The sequence below is a fragment of the Streptomyces sp. NPDC048255 genome (assembly GCF_040652415.1).
GTDB lineage: Bacteria > Actinomycetota > Actinomycetes > Streptomycetales > Streptomycetaceae > Streptomyces.
Window position 1 is genome coordinate 21,015 of record NZ_JBEZMA010000006.1, and the last position, 20,230, is coordinate 41,244.

Consider the following 20,230-nt stretch of genomic DNA (forward strand, 5'->3'; position numbering starts at 1 on the left):
TGGGCGTTTGCGGCCCTCACGTCGCGGAGGCCGAGACCGAGTTCGTGACGGGCGGCGTCGTGGGCGACGGCGCGGTCTCCGTGGGCACGGGCGACGGCGACTGCGACACCGTCGGGTCCGGGGACGACTGCGTGGGGGTCGGCGAACCGGTCGGCTGCGTCGGGGGCTTCGGCGGCGTCGGGGACGGGCGCTGCGACGGGGTGCGGACCGGGGTCCGGCCGGGCGCCGGGGCGTTGTTGCTCTGCTCCGGCGAGGACGGGGCCTCCTCCGACTCCGGGGCCGACGCGGGGGGCTCCGGTGCAGGATCGTTCCCGCCGGCGCTCGGCACCACCTGGGGCAGCAGCGGCTTCGGGGTCGGGGACCCCGACGGCCCGTGCGAGGGCGCCGACGGCGCCTCCGATGAGCCCATCGTCAGGCTCACCACCGTGCCCAGCGCGACCACCGTGAACACCCCGGCGGCGGCCAGCAGCGCGGCGCGGCGCCGGTCGGGCCGCCGCGCGGGTTCCGGGGCGGGCGCGGGGGCGGGCTTCGGGGCCATCGGGAAGGCGTCCTCGAAGACCTGCGACAGCGTCGTCGGGTTCGCCGGACGCCGTACGCCCGGCGCGGACGACTCCGCGGAGGGCACGGACGTCCCGGGCGTCACCGGCGTCACCGGCGTCACCGGCGTCACCGGCGTCACCGGCGCTACGGACGCCATGGGCGACACCGGGCTGATCGGGCTGCCCGGGCTGACCGCGTTGACCTGGACCACGGGCGCCACCGGCGTCACGGGCGCCACCCGGGTCACCGCCTCCGAAGCCGCCGAGGGCAGCGGAGCCGTCACGGCCGCCGGGCCGGCCGGCTTCACGGGACCCGTCACGCCCAGCGGCGTCGGCCGCGTCACGGCCTCCGGGGCGGCGGACGGCCCGACCGGCGGCTCCAGCCGCAGCGGCGGCGACACGGCCGCCCCGGCCGCGGCCGTCTCCCGGTCCGTGACCAGCGCCAGCGCCCGCCGGCCCGCCACGGTGCCCCGCTTGTCGGCGAGGGCCCCCCGCAGCCCGATCGAGGCCTCCAGCTCGGCCCGCGCCCGGTCCAACCGGCCCTCGCACAGCGCGAGCACGCCCAGCTCGTGGTGGAAGTACGCCTGCTCCGCGACCTCGCCCGCCTTCCGGGCGGCCTCGGAGCCCGCGCGCAGCACCCGCTCCCACGCCTCCCAGCGCAGCGAGGCCGCGAACGCCGGAGCGGCCGTACGGGCCAGCAGTACGGCCGCCACCACGTCGGCCCCGCCCAGCGCCGCGAGCACCGCGTCCGTCTCCGCCGCGACCCGCTCCGGGGTCACCGAGGTGTGCCCGGTCCACCAGGCGTAGTGCCGGGCGGCCGTACGGGCCTCCTCCGGCGCGGTGTCCCCGTACCCGGCCTCCTCCAGCTGCCGGGCGACGCCCGCGGCCAGCCGGTAGCGCGCGCCGACCGGGGTGAGCAGCCCGCAGCCCAGCAGTTCCGCCACCGCCGTGTCCGCGTGGGTGTCCCCCACCAGCGCGGGCAGGTGCGCGTGGTGCGGCATCTCCCCGCCCAGCGCGCACGCGATGCGCAGGGCCGCGCGCGCCGACTCGCTGACGCGCGAGGCCAGCAGTTCGGCCGGGGCCGCTCCCTCGGCCAGCGTCGGCAGCGGCACCTGGGCCGTGTCGCGCGGGCGCTCCTCGAAGACTCCGGGCTCTTCCTCGTCGTCGTCCTCGGCGGCGTGGTTGAGCTCGTCCCGCTGCCGCAGCAGCGCGGCGGCCTGTACGAAGCGCAGCGGCAGCCCTTCGGAGGCGAACCGCAGGTCGCCCGCCCAGGCGGTCTCCGCGTCCGTCAGGGGCCGTCCGACGCCCGCCTCCAGCAGTTCCAGGGAGTCGGCCTTGCCGAGTCCGCCGAGGAAGACCTCCTCCAGGTGCGAGTCGTCGGAGGGGGACTTGACGTCGGGGGTCGCGGCCAGCAGGTAGGCGCACTCGGGGGTGGCGCGCAGCAGTTCGTCGAGGGCGGTGCCGCCGATCTCCAGGTCGTCCAGGAGGACCACGGCGCCGATGTCGCGGACGCGGGCGAGGAGGTCGATCCGGTCCGGGCGCACCTCCGTGGCCTCGTACACGGTCGCGTACAGCGCGTACAGCAGCTCCAGCGGCTGCTGGTAGCCGCGCCCGGAGAGCCGTACGACGCCGTCGGGCGCGAGGCCCTCGCAGGCTGCGGCCACGGTGTCGAGCAGGGCGGTGCGGCCCGATCCGCCGGGTCCCGTCAGCCGTACGGACCGGCCCCGGCCCAGCAGGCGTACGAGCCGCTCCTTCTCCTCCGCGCGCTCCAGCAGCGACGTGGCGGGGAGGCGGGGGCCGGGCAGTACGGGCGGCCGTGCGGCCTCGTCCCGGGCCCTGCGGGCGGCCGCGTCGCGCTTGGCGGGGCGGCCGGTGTCGGTGCCGGGGCGGTGCGGCTCTATCTCGCTGCCGTCGACCGGGTTGACGGTCAGGGTGTAGTCCCCGGCCGTCAGCGTGACGACCCGCGCGGGGGCACCGGACGCCCCGGGCGTGGCAGGCGTACTGGGCATACCGGGCGTTCCCGGCGTGCCGGAGGGCTGCTCCTGCGGATCGGCCTGCTTCTCTGTTCGGTCCATGACCAAGTCCCCCGATCGCGGGCCGTGCGCCTCGCCGTCGTACCGCCCGGCCTTCGCACGCCGCTCTCGTACTGGTCCGGTTTTCCGCCCGAACCCTAGACCGTGGCCGCGCTCACCGGTACCGCAGGGGTGCCATCACCACCGGACCGTTACGTTTCCGCAGGAAAACGGAACACAGCATTCACACCCGGGGCAGGGACTCGGCTTCCAGTCCGCCCTCGATCGCGAGGATCCGGTGCAGGCGGGTGGCGACGAGCAGACGCTGCATCTGCGCCGGCACTCCGCGCAGGACGAGGCGCCGCCCGGTCCGCCCGGCCCTGCGGTGCGCGCCCATGATCACGCCGAGTCCGGTGGCGTCCCAGGAGTCGAGCCCGGTGAGGTCGAGCACGAGATCGCCGTGGCCCTCGTCGAGGGCGGTGTGCAAGGCCGTACGGGCGTCCGCCGCGCTGCGCACGTCGAGGCGACCCCCGACAGCGAGTTCGGCGTGGTCGCCCCTGATGTGCATGTGTACTCCCGGCGGTACTGCGTACGTATGGTCCGACTGGTCCCTGGTCGGCAACTCTCACTGCAACTGACTGCCGCGAGGGCGGCGAAGTTGCCGACCGTGAGCGAACCGATACCTAATTCACCCCGAGGGGTGAAGGCACTCGAACAGTGGTGCTCGGCGTCCCGGCTCAGTGCTTGTAGAAGCCCTGGCCGCTCTTGCGGCCGATGTCCCCGGCGTCCACCATCCGGCGCATGAGCTCCGGCGGCGCGAACTTCTCGTCCTGCGACTCGGTGTAGATGTTGCTGGTGGCGTGCAGCAGGATGTCGACGCCGGTGAGGTCGGCGGTGGCCAGCGGCCCCATGGCGTGGCCGAATCCCAGCTTGCAGGCGATGTCGATGTCCTCGGCGGAGGCCACGCCCGACTCGTACAGCTTGGCGGCTTCGACGACCAGGGCCGAGATCAGACGGGTCGTCACGAAGCCGGCGACGTCGCGGTTGACGACGATGCAGGTCTTGCCGACGGACTCGGCGAAGGCCCGCGTGGTGGCGAGGGTCTCGTCGCTCGTCTTGTAGCCGCGCACGAGCTCGCACAGCTGCATCATCGGGACGGGCGAGAAGAAGTGCGCGCCCACGACCCGCTCCGGACGCTCCGTCACGGCCGCGATCTTGGTGATCGGGATGGCGGAGGTGTTGGAGGCCAGGATCGCGTCGTCCCGGACGAGCTTGTCGAGCGCGCGGAAGATCTCGTGCTTGACCTCGAGCTTCTCGAAGACGGCCTCGACGACGATGTCGGCGTCGGCGACCGCGTCGAGGTCGGTGGTCGTGGTGATGCGGGCCAGCGCCGCCTCGGCGTCCTCGGCCGTCAGCTTGCCCTTGGAGACGAACTTGTCGTACGAGGCCTTGATCCCGTCCGTGCCGCGGGTCAGCGCGGCGTCGGTGACGTCGCGCAGGACGACGTCCCAGCCCGCCTGCGCGGAAACCTGAGCGATCCCTGAACCCATCAGTCCGGCACCGATGACGGCGAGCTTCCCAGCCACTGCACACCCCTCGTTCTCAAAAAGACCCGGCCTCGTGGCCTCTTCGGCGGAGACTAGCGCCCGGGCGGTGCAGTGTGACCGCGAAGTAACACGCGTCACGTCTCAGATGACGGACATCACACCGGGACGGCCCAGCAGCCCTGCGGAGCCGACCAGTTCACCCGGGGTCCGCACCGGCGGAGCGCCCGCCCGGCCGCCGACGGCGCCGGGAAGGGGCGGCTCCCGCCCGGATTTTCCGGGGCCCGCCCGTCTACGCTGGCCGCATGGTGAACCTCACGCGCATCTACACCCGTACCGGCGACAAGGGCACGACCGCCCTGGGCGACATGAGCCGCACGGCCAAGACCGACCTGCGGATCTCCGCGTACGCCGACGCCAACGAGGCCAACGCGGCGATCGGGACGGCGCTCGCGCTCGGCGGGCTGGCGCCCGAGGTCGCGAAGGTCCTGGTCCGCGTGCAGAACGACCTGTTCGACGTCGGCGCCGACCTGTGCACCCCGGTGGTCGAGAACCCGCAGTACCCGCCGCTGCGCGTGGAGCAGTTCTACGTGGACAAGCTGGAGGCCGACTGCGACGCCTTCAACGAGCAGCTGGAGAAGCTGCGCAGCTTCATCCTCCCGGGCGGCACCCCCGGCGCGGCGCTGCTCCACCAGGCCTGCACGGTGGTCCGGCGCGCCGAGCGCTCGACGTGGGCGGCGCTGGAGGTGCACGGCGAGTTGATGAACCCGCTGACGGCGACCTACCTCAACCGCCTCTCCGACCTCCTGTTCATCCTGGCCCGGGTGGCCAACAAGGAGGTCGGGGACGTGCTCTGGGTGCCGGGCGGCGAACGCTAGGACACGCACCGGCCGCACCCGGGACCGCGGGGAGCTCAGCTCTCGGTCTTCGCGAACGAGGGCCGCTCCTCCGCGCCGGCCGGGGCCTTCTTCGGCCAGACCGTGTACGCGACGGCGACCAGGGCGTGGATGCCGACCACCCGCAGGGCGGCGTACTGCCACCCCTGGAGCGAGCTGACGTCGCCCGCGTCGCCGACGTACCAGATGGCGGCCTGGAGCAGGCCGAGGGCGACGGCCGCGGCCAGTACGGTGCGGCCCCACAGCTTCCACTCGTGGACCGCCCGCGCCTTCCCGTACCCGGCCCCGGGCGGCTTCGGCCCGCCCGCGAAGCGGTATGCGGCGTGGCTGTCGAGCCACTTGACCGTGTAGTGGCCGAAGGCGACGGTGTAGCCGATGTAGAGCGCGGCGAGGCCGTGCTTCCAGTCCGGCGCGGCGCCGTTCTTGAGGTCGAGCGTGGTGACGACCAGCAGGACCAGCTCCAGCAGCGGCTCGCACAGCAGGACCGCGGCCCCCAGTGCGGGCTTCTTCGCGAGGTAGCGCAGGGCCAGGCCGGCGGCGAGCAGCACCCAGAAGCCGACCTCGCAAGCGATGATCAGGGCGACGATCACGGGGATCTCCGTTCGGTTCGGTCGGTTCGGTCGGTTGGGCCGGTTTCGGTCGGTTCGGGATCCACCCGGACCCCGATCCCTTCCAGACTCGCGCCCGGTCCGGCCCGTTTCGTCGTCGCCGGTGAGGAAAGACGGCTGCATCCTTCGATGTAGTCGGCGCATTCGGCCTTCGATCCCAGTGCCGAGGACCGCCCCCGCGCCACCGTGTTGGATGGGACCGTGACCGCCAAGAACCTCCGCCCCCACCGCGACGACGTCCTGCTCGCCGTGGGAAGCGTGCTCGCCGGCCTGACGCTGTGGTCGCTCGGCGTCCACAGCAACACCACCCGGCACCTGCTGCCCGAGTGGGCCGCCCTGGTCCCCCTGGTGGTGCTCGGCGCGATGGAGCTGCTGCGCCGCACCGCCCCGCGGGTCACGCTGGTCGTCGGCACCCTCGGGCTGGTCGCCGACCAGTTCACGGTGGGCAACCTCGGCACCGTCCTGATCTTCACCGACCTGATGTACGCGGCGGTGGTCTACGGGCCGCCCCCCATGGCCCGGCGGCTCCCGGTCACCACCGGCCTGATCACCGTGGCCGTCACCATCGTCTCGGTGGCCTGGCTGCGGACCCCGCAGGCCCTGCTGATCGGCGTGCTCACCGGCATCGTCAGCTTCGGCCCGGCCCTGACCGGCGCCACCCTGCGCAACCACCGCGAGGCCGCCGAGGCCGCCCGGCTGCGGGCCGAGCAGACGGCGCTGCTGGCCGAGATGGACCGCAGCCAGGCCGTCGTCGCCGAGCGGGCCCGGATGGCCCGGGAGCTGCACGACATGGTGGCCAACCACCTGTCCGCCATCGCCATCCACTCCACCGCCGCGCTCTCCATCGACCAGGCCGGCACGAGCCGGGAGGCCCTCGGGGTGATCCGGGAGAACAGCGTGCAGGGGCTGGCCGAGATGCGCCGCCTGATCGGGCTGCTGCGGGATGCGGGGGCGGGGCAGGAGGCGGTCGCCGTGCCCTCGCTGGACGGGCTGGAGGCCCTGCTGGAACAGGCCCGCACCAACGGTTCGGGGAGCGGGCTGGACTTCGTACTCCACGACGGACGGCCGCCCGGGGAGCGGGTGCCGGCCCCGGTGGAGCTGGCGGCGTACCGGATCGTCCAGGAGTCGCTGACCAATGCGCTCAAGCACGCGGCCCCGGGCACGGTCCGGGTCCGCGTGGCCCGCCCGGAGGGGATGCTGACCGTGGCGGTGGACTCCCCGTACGGGGACCGCCCCGGCCCGCGGGCCCCCGGCTCCGGGGCGGGGCTGATCGGGATGCGGGAGCGCACGGAACTGCTGGGCGGGGCCTTCACGGCGGGCCGCAGCGGAACGGTGTGGCAGGTGCGGGCGACTCTGCCCGCGATGCCCTGGCCGGTCGATCAGGCCGGATGAGCGAGCGGGGTCTGGTGCGTGCGCTCGCAAGGCGGAGGAGGGAATCGACGCGGAGCGTCGGTGACCGACGACAACGCGGCGAGCGTGCGTGCCAGGGCACGCGAGCCCGGCCGGATCGACCGGCCAGGGCATACAAGAAGGCGGTGGAGGCATGACCATCCGGGTGGTGGTGGCGGACGACCAGAGCGCGGTACGGGCCGGGCTGGTGCTGATCCTGCGCAGCGCGGGCGACATCGAGGTGGTGGGCGAGGCCGCGGACGGGGAGGAGGCGGTGCGCCTGGCCCGGGAGCTGCGGCCGGATCTGGTCCTCATGGACGTGCAGATGCCGAGGCTGGACGGGGTCTCCGCGACCGGCCAGGTGGTCGCGGAGGGGCTGGCCGACGTACTGGTGCTGACCACCTTCGACCTCGACGAGTACGTCTTCGGGGCGCTGCGGGCGGGAGCGGCGGGCTTCCTGCTGAAGAACGCGGACGCGGCGGAGCTGATCGAGGCGGTACGGACCGTCGCGCGCGGGGAGGGGCTGATCGCCCCGGCGGTGACCAGGCGGCTGATCGCCGAGTTCGCGTCGCCGCAGGTACGGCGGCCGCAGACCCCACCGGGGACGGCTGCCGCGGTGGCCTCGCTGACGCGGCGGGAGCGGGAGGTCTTCGGATGTCTGGGCGAGGGGCTCTCGAACGCGGAGATCTCCGTACGGCTGGAGATGGCGGAGGCGACGGTGAAGACCCACGTCAGCAGGCTGCTGGGAAAGCTGGAGCTGCGCAGCCGGGTCCAAGCGGCGGTGCTGGCCCAGGAGTTGGAGATCCGGGGGCCTCGGTAGAGGCTCGCTCGCACCGCCTTCGCCATGAGGTCTGGACCTCTTGACGCTTGGTCCAGACCTTTCTACGCTCACCGCAACACTGTGGTGAGCGTGCCATGACAAAAGCGTGCTCACGGGCGGCGCAGGTCCCACCCCCATGTCGAACGTCGGCCCCGCGACCTCGACGGACCTACGGAGGAGCACCCTTGAGCACAGCATCCCCACCCCGTTCCAGGCGTACCCGGTTCTTCACGCGGGTCGCGGCCGTCCTGGCCGCCCTCGCCGTGCCCGTCTCCGGCCTCGTCGCGCTGGCCGGCCCCGCACAGGCCGCGACCTCCGCGACCGCGACGTACACCAAGGTCTCCGACTGGGGCTCCGGCTTCGAGGGCAAGTGGGTGGTGAAGAACACCGGTACCACCACCCTCACCAGCTGGACCGTGGAATGGGACTACCCGGCCGGCACCGCCGTCACCTCGGCCTGGGACGCCACCGTCACCAGCTCGGGCACCCACTGGACGGCCAAGAACCTCGGCTGGAACGGCACCCTCTCCCCCGGCGCCACCGCCAGCTTCGGCTTCAACGGCTCCGGCTCCGGCGCCCCCAGCGGCTGCAAGATCAACGGCGGCTCCTGTGACGGCACCACCCAGCCCGGCGACAACCCGCCCTCCGCCCCCGGCACCCCCACCGCGAGCGGCGTCACCGAGACCTCGCTGACCCTGTCCTGGCCGGCGGCCACCGACGACAAGGGCGTCAAGAACTACGACGTCCACCGGGGCGGCGCCAAGATCGCGACCGTCACCGGCACCAGCTACGCCGACAGCGGCCTGACCAAGGGCACGACGTACGGGTACACCGTCACCGCCCGCGACACCGCCGACCAGACCGGCCCCTCCTCCGGCTCCCTGTCGGTCACCACCGCCGGCGGCACCACCCCGCCCCCGGACCCGGGCGGCAAGGTCAAGCTCGGGTACTTCACCGAGTGGGGCGTCTACGGACGCAACTACCACGTGAAGAACCTGGTCACCTCCGGCTCCGCCGCGAAGATCACGCACATCAATTACGCCTTCGGCAACGTCCAGGGCAGCAAGTGCACCATCGGCGACGCCTACGCCGACTACGACAAGGCCTACACCGCCGACCAGAGCGTCGACGGCAAGGCCGACACCTGGGACCAGCCGCTGCGCGGCAACTTCAACCAGCTGCGCAAGCTCAAGGCCCAGTACCCGAACATCAAGGTGCTGTGGTCCTTCGGCGGCTGGACCTGGTCCGGCGGCTTCGGCCAGGCCGCGGCCAACCCGGCCGCCTTCGCCCAGTCCTGCTACGACCTGGTCGAGGACCCCCGCTGGGCCGACGTCTTCGACGGCATCGACCTCGACTGGGAGTACCCGAACGCCTGCGGTCTGACCTGCGACACCAGCGGGTCCGCCTCCCTGAAGAACATGATGCAGGCCATGCGCGCCAAGTTCGGCACGGGCAACCTGGTCACCGCCGCCATCTCCGCCGACGGCTCCAACGGCGGCAAGCTCGACGCGGCCGACTACGCCGGAGCCGCCCAGTACGTCGACTTCTACAACGTCATGACCTACGACTTCTTCGGCGCCTGGGCGGCGCAGGGCCCCACGGCCCCGCACTCCCCGCTCACCTCCTACACGGGCATCCCGCAGCAGGGCTTCAACTCCGAGGCCGCGATCACCAAGCTCAAGGGCAAGGGCATCCCCGGCTCCAAGCTCAACCTCGGCATCGGCTTCTACGGCCGCGGCTGGACCGGTGTCACCCAGGCCGCCCCCGGCGGCACCGCCACCGGACCCGCGCAGGGCACGTACGAGCAGGGCATCGAGGACTACAAGGTGCTCAAGAACAGCTGCCCGGCCACCGGCACCGTCGCCGGCACGGCCTACGCCAAGTGCGGCAGCAACTGGTGGAGCTACGACACCCCCGCCACGATCGCCGGGAAGATGACCTGGGCCAAGCAGCAGGGCCTCAAGGGAGCCTTCTTCTGGGAATTCAGCGGGGACACCACCAACGGTGAACTCGCGAACGCGATCCACACCGGGCTCCAGTAACCCCCACTACGGCCCCCGGTGACAGACGAAGCCGGGGAGACGGGTCCGCCCCCGTCTCCCCGGCTTCTCCTTCTTGACGCGCCACTCGCACGGCTCGGCCCCTGGGGGCCTCCCCGGCTTCGCGCCGCTGCGCCGGACTCCGTCCGGCGGGGACGATCCGTCCCCGCCGGCCCTCAGGCCACGTTCACCCTCCCCCAGACTTCGTCCGGGGGACCCCCATTCAACGGGCAAGGAATTTAGGCAACATTTACCCGTTGCCCGGGAGGCGCCGCCTCAAGCCAGGCCAGGAAGCCGGTCAGCGCGTCCTCGCTCATCGCCAGCTCCAGGCGCGTCCCCTGGTGGAGACAGCCGAGCACGATGGCGTCGGAGAGCAGGGCCAGCTCCTCCTCGCCCTCGGGGGCGCGGCGGGAGACCACCTCGATGGAGGACCGCTCCAGCAGCCGGCGCGGGCGCGGCGAATAGCTGAACACGCGGAACCATTCGATCCGGTCACCGCTGTAGCGCGCGACCCCGTACACCCAGCCCTTGCCGGAGATGTCGGGTTTCTCCGAGACCCCCCAGCGCAGACTGCAGTCGAAGGTGCCTCCGGAACGCTGGATGAGCCTCCGGCGCAGCCCGAAGACAAACAGCCCGATCACCACCATGGCTACGACCAGGCCGCTCACAAGCAGAGCGAGGAGCATCTTCACCGACCTCCTCGCTCATCGAATGCCTCACGAAAAACGGACCTGCATCGCCTCAGCCGCGACCCGGTCTGGAAAATTCCAGAACGGACCGCGGCTGAGGTCTGCTGAGCCCCGGAGGTCGCCCTCCGGAACCCAGCGGTTCAAACTCCGACGGGCGATCAGCCCGTTACGGCGCGCAGCCGGACATCCGCGCGACGCTCGGCGGCCGCATCGGCCTCCGCCTTCGCGCGCTCCAGTGCCCGCTCCGCACGCTGGACGTCAATCTCGTCCGCGAGCTCGGCGATCTCGGCCAGCAGGGACAGCTTGTTGTCCGCGAACGAGATGAAACCGCCGTGCACCGCGGCGACGACAGTGCTGCCCTCGCTGGTGCGGATGGTCACAGGGCCCGATTCCAGCACACCGAGAAGCGGCTGGTGACCGGGCATGACGCCGATGTCGCCGGACGTGGTGCGGGCGACAACAAGGGTGGCCTCGCCGGACCAGACATTGCGGTCCGCCGCGACCAGCTCGACGTGCAGCTCAGCAGCCAAGGTGGCTCCTCGGGTCACCACCCGGCGGGTCAGCCGGGTGTTGGGTCAAATTCTAATGGGCGTGGGGAGAGGGACGGGACATACCCGCCCCTCTCCGTCTGCAGACAGTGTCAGCGTTCGCTGGCGGCCTGCTCACCGGATGCGCTCCTCGCGGAGCGCGCCGGATCAGGAGACGCCCAGCTCCTTGGCGTTGGCCTTCAGGTCCTCGATGCCACCGCACAGGAAGAACGCCTGCTCGGGGAAGTGGTCGTAGTCACCGTCGCAGATCGCGTTGAACGCGGTGATCGACTCGTCGAGCGGAACGTCCGAACCGTCCACACCGGTGAACTGCTTCGCCACGTGGGTGTTCTGCGACAGGAAGCGCTCGACGCGACGGGCACGGTGGACAACGAGCTTGTCCTCCTCGCCCAGCTCGTCGATACCGAGGATCGCGATGATGTCCTGGAGGTCCTTGTACTTCTGGAGGATCCCCTTGACGCGCATCGCCGTGGCGTAGTGGTCCGCCGCGATGTACCGCGGGTCGAGGATGCGGGACGTCGAGTCCAGCGGGTCCACGGCCGGGTAGATGCCCTTCTCGGAGATCGGACGGGAAAGAACCGTCGTCGCGTCGAGGTGGGCGAAGGTGGTCGCCGGCGCCGGGTCGGTCAGGTCGTCCGCGGGGACGTAGATCGCCTGCATCGAGGTGATCGAGTGACCACGGGTCGAGGTGATGCGCTCCTGGAGGAGACCCATCTCGTCGGCCAGGTTCGGCTGGTAACCCACCGCGGAGGGCATACGGCCGAGCAGGGTCGACACCTCGGAACCCGCCTGGGTGTACCGGAAGATGTTGTCGATGAAGAAGAGCACGTCCTGCTTCTGCACATCGCGGAAGTACTCCGCCATGGTCAGACCGGCAAGCGCGACACGCAGACGCGTGCCCGGCGGCTCGTCCATCTGGCCGAAGACGAGGGCCGTCTTGTCGATGACGCCCGAGTCGGCCATTTCCTCGATGAGGTCGTTGCCCTCACGGGTACGCTCACCGACGCCCGCGAAGACCGACACACCGTCGTGGTTGTTGGCGACGCGGTAGATCATTTCCTGGATCAGAACGGTCTTGCCGACACCGGCACCACCGAACAGACCGATCTTTCCACCCTTGACGTACGGGGTGAGAAGGTCGATGACCTTGACGCCGGTCTCGAACATCTCGGTCTTCGACTCGAGCTCGTCGAAGCGAGGGGCCTTGCGGTGGATCGGCCAGCGCTCGGTGACGTTGGCGTTCTCCTCCGGGTAGTTCAGCACCTCACCGAGGGTGTTGAACACCTTACCCTTGGTGAAGTCACCGACGGGGACGGTGATGCCCTCGCCCGTGTCGGTCACCGGGGCCTGGCGGACCAGACCGTCGGTCGGCTGCATCGAGATGGTACGGACGAGGCCGTCACCCAGGTGCTGCGCGACCTCGAGGGTCAGGGTCTTGAGCTTGCCGTCCTCGGCCGGGTCTGCGACCTGGACCTTGAGGGCGTTGTAGATCTCGGGCATGGCGTCGACGGGGAACTCCACGTCGACGACCGGGCCGATGACCCGGGCGACGCGGCCCGTGGCGGCGGCCGTCTCAACAGTGGTCGTCATTACTTGTCACTCCCCGCGGTCGCGTCAGCCATGGCGCTCGCGCCACCGACGATCTCGCTGATTTCCTGGGTGATTTCGGCCTGGCGGGCCGCGTTGGCAAGCCGGGAGAGGCTCTTGATGAGATCCCCGGCGTTGTCGGTCGCCGACTTCATCGCGCGGCGGCGGGCGGCGTGCTCGGAAGCGGCCGACTGCAGCAGTGCGTTGTAGATACGGCTCTCGACGTAGCGCGGCAGCAGGGCGTCGAGGACGTCCTCCGCCGACGGCTCGAAGTCGAACAGCGGAAGGATCTCGCCCTTCGTACCGCTCTCCTCCGCAGCCTGGTCGAGGCTGAGCGGCAGCATCCGACCGTCCACCGGGTTCTGCGTCATCATCGACACGAATTCCGTGTAGACGATGTGCAGCTCGTCGACGCCGCCCTCGGCCGTTTCCAGCTGGATGGCCTCGATCAGCGGCCCGGCGACGCGCTTGGCGTCGGCGTAGGCCGGGCTGTCGGTGAAGCCGGTCCACGAATCCGCGACCTTGCGCTCGCGGAAGCCGTAGTAGGCGACACCCTTGCGGCCGACGATGTAGGTGTCGACGTCCTTGCCCTCAGCGCGCAGCCGCTCGGTGAGCCGCTCCGCCTGCTTGATGGCGTTCGAGGAGTAGCCGCCGGCCAGACCGCGGTCGCTCGTGATGAGCAGGATCGCGGCACGGGTCGGCTTCTCGACCTCGGTGGTCAGGGCGTGCTTGGTGTTCGAGCCGGTCGCCACCGCGGTCACCGCACGGGTGAGCTCGGTCGCGTACGGCATCGACGCCGCCACCTTGCGCTGCGCCTTGACGATGCGCGAGGCGGCGATCATCTCCATCGCCTTGGTGATCTTCTTGGTCGCCGTGATGGCACGGATGCGACGCTTGTAGACCCGGAGCTGCGCTCCCATGAGTCAGGTCCCTTCCGTCGTCACTTGGAGACGTTGACGGCCGGTGCGTCCTCGCCCAGGAGCTTGCCGTCCGAGGTCTCGAACTGGCGCTTGAAGGCAGCGATGGCGTCCGCGACCGACGTCAGGGTGTCGTCCGACATCTTGCCGCCGTCGGCGATGGAGGTGAGGAGGTCCTTGCGCTCGCGGCGCAGGTGCTCCAGCAGCTCCGACTCGAAGCGACGGATGTCGTTGACCGGGACGTCGTCCATCTTGCCGGTGGTGCCGGCCCAGACGGAGATGACCTGCTCCTCGACGGGCATCGGCTGGTACTGGCCCTGCTTCAGCAGCTCGACCAGACGCTTGCCGCGCTCCAGCGAAGCCTTCGACGCGGCGTCCAGGTCGGAACCGAAGGCGGCGAACGCCTCCAGCTCACGGTACTGGGCGAGGTCCAGGCGCAGACGGCCGGAAACCTGCTTCATGGCCTTGTGCTGGGCGGAGCCACCGACGCGGGAGACCGAGATACCGACGTTCAGCGCCGGGCGCTGGCCCGCGTTGAACAGGTCGGACTCCAGGAAGCACTGGCCGTCGGTGATGGAGATGACGTTGGTCGGGATGAACGCCGACACGTCGTTCGCCTTGGTCTCGACGATCGGCAGACCGGTCATCGAACCGGCACCCATGTCGTCGGACAGCTTCGCGCAGCGCTCCAGCAGACGGGAGTGCAGGTAGAAGACGTCGCCCGGGTAGGCCTCACGGCCCGGCGGGCGGCGCAGCAGCAGCGACACGGCGCGGTAGGCGTCGGCCTGCTTCGACAGGTCGTCGAAGATGATCAGGACGTGCTTGCCGGCGTACATCCAGTGCTGGCCGATGGCGGAACCGGTGTACGGCGCCAGGTACTTGAAGCCGGCCGGGTCGGACGCCGGGGCGGCGACGATCGTCGTGTACTCGAGCGCGCCCGCGTCTTCCAGCGCGCCGCGAACGGACGCGATGGTCGAGCCCTTCTGGCCGATGGCGACGTAGATGCAGCGAACCTGCTTGTTCACGTCACCGGAGCGCCAGTTGTCGCGCTGGTTGATGATCGTGTCGACGGCCAGGGCGGTCTTACCCGTCTGACGGTCGCCGATGATCAGCTGACGCTGGCCGCGGCCGACGGGGACCATCGCGTCGATGGCCTTGTAGCCGGTCTGCATCGGCTCGTGGACCGACTTGCGGACCATGACGCCGGGGGCCTGCAGCTCGAGGGCGCGACGGCCTTCGGTCGCGATCTCGCCGAGACCGTCGATCGGGTTGCCGAGCGGGTCGACAACGCGGCCGAGGTAACCCTCGCCGACGCCGACGGAGAGCACCTCACCGGTGCGCTGCACCGGCTGGCCCTCCTCGATACCGCTGAACTCGCCGAGGACGACCGCACCGATCTCGCGCTCCTCGAGGTTGAGGGCGAGACCGAGGGTGCCGTCCTCGAACTTCAGCAGCTCGTTCGCCATGGCGGAGGGCAGGCCCTCCACCTTCGCGATGCCGTCGCCGGCAACGCTGACCGTTCCGACCTCCTCGCGCGAGGCCGCGTCCGGCTGGTACGACTGGACAAAGTTCTCCAGTGCGTCCCGGATCTCCTCCGGCCGGATCGTGAGCTCCGCCATCTGGGTTCCCTGCTCTCCTTGTTGGGCCTGAAGCTTCTTAGGGGTCTGGGGGCGACCCCCAGGAATCTTCTGCAAGTTCTGCACGGCCCAACCGGGCCGCTAGGAATGCTTTTGTTCTATTGGTGGCTGGTCAGCCGGCCATGCGGCGGGACGCCTCTGCGAGGCGGTCCGCGATGGTGCCGTCGATGACCTCGTCGCCGACCCGCACCGAGATCCCGCCGAGGACCTCGGGGTCCACGTCGAGGTTCAGGTGCATCTGGCGGCCGTACAGCGTGGCCAGCACCGCGCCGAGACGCTGCTTCTGCCCGTCGCTGAGCGGAACCGCGCTGGTCACGGTGGCGACCATGCGGTCACGGCGCTCGGCGGCGAGCTTGGAAAGGGACTCGAGTCCCGCTTCCAGGCTACGTCCACGCGGCTGCGTGACAAGACGGATCACCAGGCGCTCGGTGACGGCGTTCACCTTGCCGCCGAGCAGGCTGCGCAGCAGCTCGCTCTTGGCGGAGGTGGTGGCCGCGCGGTCGGTCAGCGCGGAACGCAGCTCGGTGCTCGAGGCGACGATCCGGCCGAACCGGAAGACCTCGTCCTCGACGTTGTCGAGCGCGTCACCCTGCTGGGCCGCCGTGAGGTCGGCGGTGGCCGCCAGCTCCTCCAGCGAGTCCACCAGGTCACGGGACTGCGACCAGCGGGACCGGGCCATGCCGGACACCAGGTCGAGGGTTTCCCCGCCGACCTGACCGCCGAGCAGCCGAGCGACGAGCTCGGCCTTGGCCTCGCCGGACTGCGCCGGGTCCGTGATGACCCGACGCAGCGAGACCTCACGGTCGAGCAGCGCGGTGACGGCTGCCAGCTCACCGGCGAGCTTCGCCGCGTCGACGGACGTGTTGTCCGTCAGCGCGTCGAGACGCTCGCGTGCGGAGGCCAGCGCCTCGCGGCTCGCTCCGTTCATCGGGCGGCCCCACTCGATGCAGCCTTCTCCTCGAGCTCGCTGAGGAAACGGTCGATCGTGCGGCTCTGCCGGGCGTGGTCCTCAAGGGACTCGCCGACGAGCTTTCCGGCCAGGTCGGTGGCGAGCTTGCCCACGTCCTGACGGAGTGCCTGAGAGGCGGCCTTACGGTCGGCCGCGATCTGGGCGTGGCCGGCAGCGATGATCTCCTCACGCTGCCGCTGGCCCTCTGCGCGCAGTTCTTCCTTCAGCGCAGTGCCCTGCTCCAGCGCTTCCTGGCGCAGGCGCGCGGCCTCGTGCCGGGCTTCGGCGAGCTGGGCCTTGTACTGCTCCAGGACGCTCTGGGCCTCGGTCTGGGCGGCTTCCGCCTTCTCGATACCGCCTTCGATGGCCTCGCGGCGCTCGTCCAGAACCTTGTTGATGTTCGGGAGGAGCTTCTTCGCGAGGAAGCCGAAGACGATGACGAAGGCGATCAGACCGATGACGAGCTCGGGGATCGGCGGAATGAGGGGATTCTGAGGCTCCTCAGCCGCGAGAACCAGGAGGTTCACATCAGTGCCTTTCGTCGATTCGGACTAGTCGTGAGGTTCGTCTTAGTAGACGAACGGCATGACCAGACCGATGAGGGCGAGCGCCTCACAGAAGGCGAAGCCGAGGATCTGGTTGGCGCGGATCAGACCGGCAGCCTCAGGCTGACGGGCGAGAGCCTGCGTGCCGTTACCGAAGATGATGCCGACGCCGACGCCCGGGCCGATCGCCGCGAGACCGTAACCGACGGAGCTGAGGGAACCTTCGACGGCAGCAAGGGTCTGGGACATGCCAGTTCTTCCTTCTCTTTCATGGACCGGTGGGGGTTGGCCACCGGACGATTCGGGGTTTTGCGGAGCGAACTCGCTCAGTGGTGCTCGGCGAGCGCGCCCTGCAGGAAGCTGCAGGCCAGGAGCACGAAGACGTAAGCCTGGACAGCCTGGATGAAGAGCTCGAACGCGGTCATCACGATGACCATGACGAACGAGACACCGGCGTAGGCGATGCCGATCCCGTTCAGCAGGTACCAGCTGGCGATGGTGAACAGCAGCAGCAGGGTGTGACCGGCGAACATGTTCGCGAACAGTCGGACCGCGTGGGTGAAGGGGCGGACGATGACGTTCGAGAAGAACTCGATCACCATGACCATCGGCAGGATCGCGCCGAGGGACTTGTCGTAGCCCGTGACGTTCTTCAGGCCACCGACGAAGCCGTGACGCTTGAAGGTCACCGACATCCACATGACGTAGATGACGAGCGCGAGCCCGACCGGGTAGGCGAAGACCGCGGTGACCGGGAACTGGGCGAGCGGCACGATCGACCACAGGTTCATGATCCAGACGAAGAAGAACGTCGCGACCATGAAGGGGACGTACTTCTCGCCTTCCTTCTTACCGAGCGTCTCGTAGACGATGCCGCGGCGCACGAAGTCGTAGCCCGCCTCGGCGACCATCTGCAGCTTGCCCGGGACGACCTTCGGCTTCCGGAACGCGGCCCAGAAGAACGCAACGATGACGATCGAGCCCAGCAGGGCGAGCAGCATCGTCTTGTTGAAGTACAGGCCATCCGCATCGCCGAAGATCGGCTTGAAGAGGAACGAGTACAGGGTCGGGGCCGGGAAGCCACAGCCAGTGCCGTCTTCGAAATGACAGTTGATATCGAAGGCGAGCGTCATGTCAGCAGCACTCACCGCAGGGCTCCTTCAGCGTGGCGCATAGGTACGGCAACCTCGTTGTGTCGGCGCGGCGCGCAGCCGCGGTTCGGCACTGGACTGGTGTAACGGATGGTGGGGCGGCAGTCAGGCATCGAGCCTCGCGATGGAACAGGCGTCAGCTCAGATGCCCGCGCCCGCAGTGCCGCAGTTGGCACCGGACGATAGCAGGATCCCGAACGCCCACTTATCCCGGCCCTACCCTTCACGACTTCGGCCCCGGATTGTCGGGCTTGTCGCCCTTCACCGAGTCCGGTTCGACGTAAAGAATCTTGGCCTTCATATGAGCACGCGTCTGTGCGCCGATCCACACGAGGGTGGTGGCGACGAGCGTGATCGCGAAAGCCTTGGGGTGGAACAGCGTGGTGTTCTTGAACGCGGCGAGAAAGACGAAGAGCAGCAGAATCTGGGCCGCGTAGAGCATGAGCCCCATGGCCTGGAAGAGATGCGGAAGTGATTTCGCCGTGCGCTGGAGAACGACGAATCCGATGCCCATGAACAACATCACGACCAGCGTCGCGACGACGGCTCCGACGGCACCCTTGCTCCCGACGACCAACGCGCTGATCGCGGCGGCGAGAGCGCCGGCGACAGCCGTGGGTACGGCGGCTTGCATGAGGAATCGGACGTCATCTGACCGCATGGCGGTTTGCTCCGCGTGGTGGTGGGGGCAAGGGACTCGTACGGGACGAGCGTAAGCCCGGTCCGAGTGAGAGCCTCGGGCCAAGGGACCGTCGCACTACGGTCCTTCGGCTCTGTCGCCGGGTTTAGTGAACGGTATCACAAACTATTTGATGAGAGCTTTACCTGCGTGATGTGCTGACTGTCACACATGAGAGGGACCCTGCGCGTGTGTGCGCGACAGGCGACCGGGTTGTCTGGTAAAGGACCGCCATGTCGGACATGCGCCCGAGGCGTCAGCGGGTCGATCCGGCCTTACGCCGGTCGGGGAAGCGCGAACGGGGGCCCACGGCGGTCGCGCCGTTGACGCCCGAGACTCCCGCCACGATCGGCCGGACGGGCTCCGGTTCCGCCCCTGGAGCCTCCTGCACGGCCGCCTCGGCCGCGGCCTCCGCGGCCCGCGCGGCGTGCCGGTAGCGGGGCGGCACCAGCCCCTCCGCCCAGCGCGGGGCCCGCGGGGTGAAGCGCGGCAGGAGCAGCAGGACCAGGCCCAGCGCGCTGAGCCCGGCGATCGCGAGCACGATCCACATCGAGGCGGAATGCACCGAATAGGCGACCGCGCCGAAGGCGATCAGGCCCGACCAGAAGTACATGATCAGGACCGCTCGACTGTGGGAATGTCCGAGCTCCAGCAGCCGGTGGTGCAGGTGGCCGCGGTCGGCCGCGAACGGCGACTGGCCCTTCCAGGTGCGCCGCACGATGGCCAGGACCAGGTCCGCCACCGGGATGGCGATGATGGTCAGGGGCAGCAGCAGCGGGATGAAGACCGGCAGCATCGCGTGCGTCGCGTTGCGCTCACCGCCCGCGAACAGGGCCATGGTGTCCGGGTCCACCTGCCCGGTGATGGAGATCGCGCCGGCCGCCAGCACCAGGCCGATCAGCATCGAGCCGGAGTCGCCCATGAAGATCCGGGCCGGATGCATGTTGTGCGGCAGGAAGCCCAGGCACATGCCCATCAGGATGGCGGCGAACAAGGTGGCCGGGGCCGCCTGCTCGATCCCGTAGCCGTACCAGAGGCGGTATCCGTACAGGAAGAACGCGGCCGACGCGATGCACACCATGCCGGCGGCGAGGCCGTCCAGGCCGTCCACGAAGTTCACCGCGTTGATGGTGATCACGACGAGGGCGACGGTGAGCAGGGTGCCCTGCCACTGGGTGAGCGCGACCGTGCCGATGCCCGGGACCGGGATGAAGAGGATCGTCAGGCCCTGCATGACCATCACGCCGGCAGCGATCATCTGCGCGCCGAGCTTGATCAGGGCGTCGAGCTCGAACTTGTCGTCCAGCACGCCGACCAGCCAGATCAGGGCCGCCCCGGAGAGCAGGGCCCGCGGCTCGTTCGACAGCTCGAAGACGCCGTTGAGGTTGCGCAGGTGGTCGGCGACGAGGAGGCCCGCGCACAGGCCGCCGAACATCGCGATGCCGCCGAGGCGCGGTGTGGGTTCGCGGTGCACGTCCCGGGCACGGATCTCCGGCATCGCCCCGGCCGCGATCGCGAACTTCCGCACGGGCCCGGTGAGCAGGTAGGTCACCGCGACCGTGACGCAAAGCGTCAGCAGATATTCACGCACGGGCTGCCCCAGATGTATCGCCGGCCATCTCAGCCCCACACATTAGCTGCGATGTCCCTACTACCAAGGACGCCGGGTGGCCGCTTCCCG

Annotated in this window: 19 protein-coding genes; 4 read left to right on the top strand and 15 right to left on the bottom strand. The window is 70.0% G+C overall.

Features of this window, described 5'->3' with window-relative positions; genetic code table 11:
• Positions 1-16 precede the first annotated feature (16 nt).
• The 3 genes from AB0D94_RS07625 to AB0D94_RS07635 form a co-directional block, all read right to left on the bottom strand.
• Complete coding sequence (locus AB0D94_RS07625) at positions 17-2,614, bottom strand: ATP-binding protein (protein ID WP_362047079.1); 2,598 nt, start codon at positions 2,612-2,614, stop codon at positions 17-19.
• 181 nt (positions 2,615-2,795) lie between these two features.
• On the bottom strand, positions 2,796-3,119 hold the full coding sequence (locus AB0D94_RS07630; protein WP_362047082.1) for an STAS domain-containing protein: 324 nt from the start codon (positions 3,117-3,119) through the stop codon (positions 2,796-2,798).
• 169 nt (positions 3,120-3,288) lie between these two features.
• The gene (locus AB0D94_RS07635) at positions 3,289-4,137 is read right to left on the bottom strand and encodes a 3-hydroxyacyl-CoA dehydrogenase family protein (RefSeq protein WP_362047085.1); all 849 of its coding nucleotides are present in this window, start codon (positions 4,135-4,137) and stop codon (positions 3,289-3,291) included.
• A 263-nt stretch (positions 4,138-4,400) separates the two neighbouring features.
• On the opposite strand from AB0D94_RS07635, the gene AB0D94_RS07640 reads away from it, so the two are divergent.
• Positions 4,401-4,973 carry a cob(I)yrinic acid a,c-diamide adenosyltransferase gene (locus AB0D94_RS07640; RefSeq protein ID WP_362047088.1) on the top strand — a complete coding sequence of 191 codons (573 nt, stop codon included), beginning with the start codon at positions 4,401-4,403 and terminating at the stop codon, positions 4,971-4,973.
• 35 nt (positions 4,974-5,008) lie between these two features.
• Here the strand turns inward: AB0D94_RS07640 and AB0D94_RS07645 are convergent, their stop codons facing one another.
• Positions 5,009-5,581: a hypothetical protein gene (locus AB0D94_RS07645; RefSeq protein ID WP_362047091.1), complete on the bottom strand. Its 573-nt coding sequence runs from the start codon at positions 5,579-5,581 to the stop codon at positions 5,009-5,011.
• Positions 5,582-5,788: 207 nt separating this feature from the next.
• On the opposite strand from AB0D94_RS07645, the gene AB0D94_RS07650 reads away from it, so the two are divergent.
• From AB0D94_RS07650 to AB0D94_RS07660, 3 genes are all read left to right on the top strand, one after another.
• Entirely contained in the window at positions 5,789-6,991 is a 1,203-nt protein-coding gene (locus tag AB0D94_RS07650; protein WP_362047094.1) for a histidine kinase, read from the top strand.
• A gap of 151 nt (positions 6,992-7,142) precedes the next feature.
• Positions 7,143-7,808 (top strand): response regulator transcription factor, encoded by a 666-nt coding sequence (locus AB0D94_RS07655; protein ID WP_362047097.1) that lies wholly within the window; start codon positions 7,143-7,145, stop codon positions 7,806-7,808.
• A 185-nt stretch (positions 7,809-7,993) separates the two neighbouring features.
• Positions 7,994-9,850: a glycoside hydrolase family 18 chitinase gene (locus AB0D94_RS07660; RefSeq protein WP_362047100.1), complete on the top strand. Its 1,857-nt coding sequence runs from the start codon at positions 7,994-7,996 to the stop codon at positions 9,848-9,850.
• A gap of 236 nt (positions 9,851-10,086) precedes the next feature.
• Here the strand turns inward: AB0D94_RS07660 and AB0D94_RS07665 are convergent, their stop codons facing one another.
• The 11 genes from AB0D94_RS07665 to AB0D94_RS07715 all read right to left on the bottom strand — a co-directional run bounded on the left by AB0D94_RS07665 (position 10,087) and on the right by AB0D94_RS07715 (position 20,152).
• Positions 10,087-10,533 carry a DUF2550 domain-containing protein gene (locus tag AB0D94_RS07665; RefSeq protein WP_362047103.1) on the bottom strand — a complete coding sequence of 149 codons (447 nt, stop codon included), beginning with the start codon at positions 10,531-10,533 and terminating at the stop codon, positions 10,087-10,089.
• A 161-nt stretch (positions 10,534-10,694) separates the two neighbouring features.
• Positions 10,695-11,066 (bottom strand): F0F1 ATP synthase subunit epsilon, encoded by a 372-nt coding sequence (locus tag AB0D94_RS07670; protein WP_361754900.1) that lies wholly within the window; start codon positions 11,064-11,066, stop codon positions 10,695-10,697.
• 165 nt (positions 11,067-11,231) lie between these two features.
• Positions 11,232-12,674: a F0F1 ATP synthase subunit beta gene (atpD, locus tag AB0D94_RS07675; protein WP_266784486.1), complete on the bottom strand. Its 1,443-nt coding sequence runs from the start codon at positions 12,672-12,674 to the stop codon at positions 11,232-11,234.
• The gene (locus tag AB0D94_RS07680) at positions 12,674-13,591 is read right to left on the bottom strand and encodes a F0F1 ATP synthase subunit gamma (protein WP_362047107.1); all 918 of its coding nucleotides are present in this window, start codon (positions 13,589-13,591) and stop codon (positions 12,674-12,676) included. The genes atpD and AB0D94_RS07680 overlap by 1 nt, the downstream gene beginning before the upstream one ends.
• Positions 13,592-13,611: 20 nt before the next feature.
• Positions 13,612-15,207, bottom strand: coding sequence for a F0F1 ATP synthase subunit alpha (atpA, locus tag AB0D94_RS07685; RefSeq protein ID WP_362047110.1), 1,596 nt, complete (start codon positions 15,205-15,207; stop codon positions 13,612-13,614).
• A 130-nt stretch (positions 15,208-15,337) separates the two neighbouring features.
• Positions 15,338-16,153, bottom strand: a complete 816-nt coding sequence (locus AB0D94_RS07690) for a F0F1 ATP synthase subunit delta (RefSeq protein WP_362047113.1) — start codon at positions 16,151-16,153, stop codon at positions 15,338-15,340.
• Complete coding sequence (locus tag AB0D94_RS07695) at positions 16,150-16,701, bottom strand: F0F1 ATP synthase subunit B (RefSeq protein ID WP_362047116.1); 552 nt, start codon at positions 16,699-16,701, stop codon at positions 16,150-16,152. Before AB0D94_RS07695 ends, AB0D94_RS07690 begins: the two co-directional genes overlap by 4 nt.
• Before the next feature lie 42 nt (positions 16,702-16,743).
• On the bottom strand, positions 16,744-16,968 hold the full coding sequence (gene atpE / locus AB0D94_RS07700) for an ATP synthase F0 subunit C (protein WP_030545783.1): 225 nt from the start codon (positions 16,966-16,968) through the stop codon (positions 16,744-16,746).
• Positions 16,969-17,045: 77 nt separating this feature from the next.
• Positions 17,046-17,852 carry a F0F1 ATP synthase subunit A gene (atpB, locus tag AB0D94_RS07705; RefSeq protein ID WP_362047621.1) on the bottom strand — a complete coding sequence of 269 codons (807 nt, stop codon included), beginning with the start codon at positions 17,850-17,852 and terminating at the stop codon, positions 17,046-17,048.
• A gap of 241 nt (positions 17,853-18,093) precedes the next feature.
• Entirely contained in the window at positions 18,094-18,531 is a 438-nt protein-coding gene (locus tag AB0D94_RS07710; protein ID WP_362047119.1) for a hypothetical protein, read from the bottom strand.
• A 274-nt stretch (positions 18,532-18,805) separates the two neighbouring features.
• Entirely contained in the window at positions 18,806-20,152 is a 1,347-nt protein-coding gene (locus AB0D94_RS07715) for an MraY family glycosyltransferase (protein ID WP_362047625.1), read from the bottom strand.
• Positions 20,153-20,230: the final 78 nt, after the last annotated feature.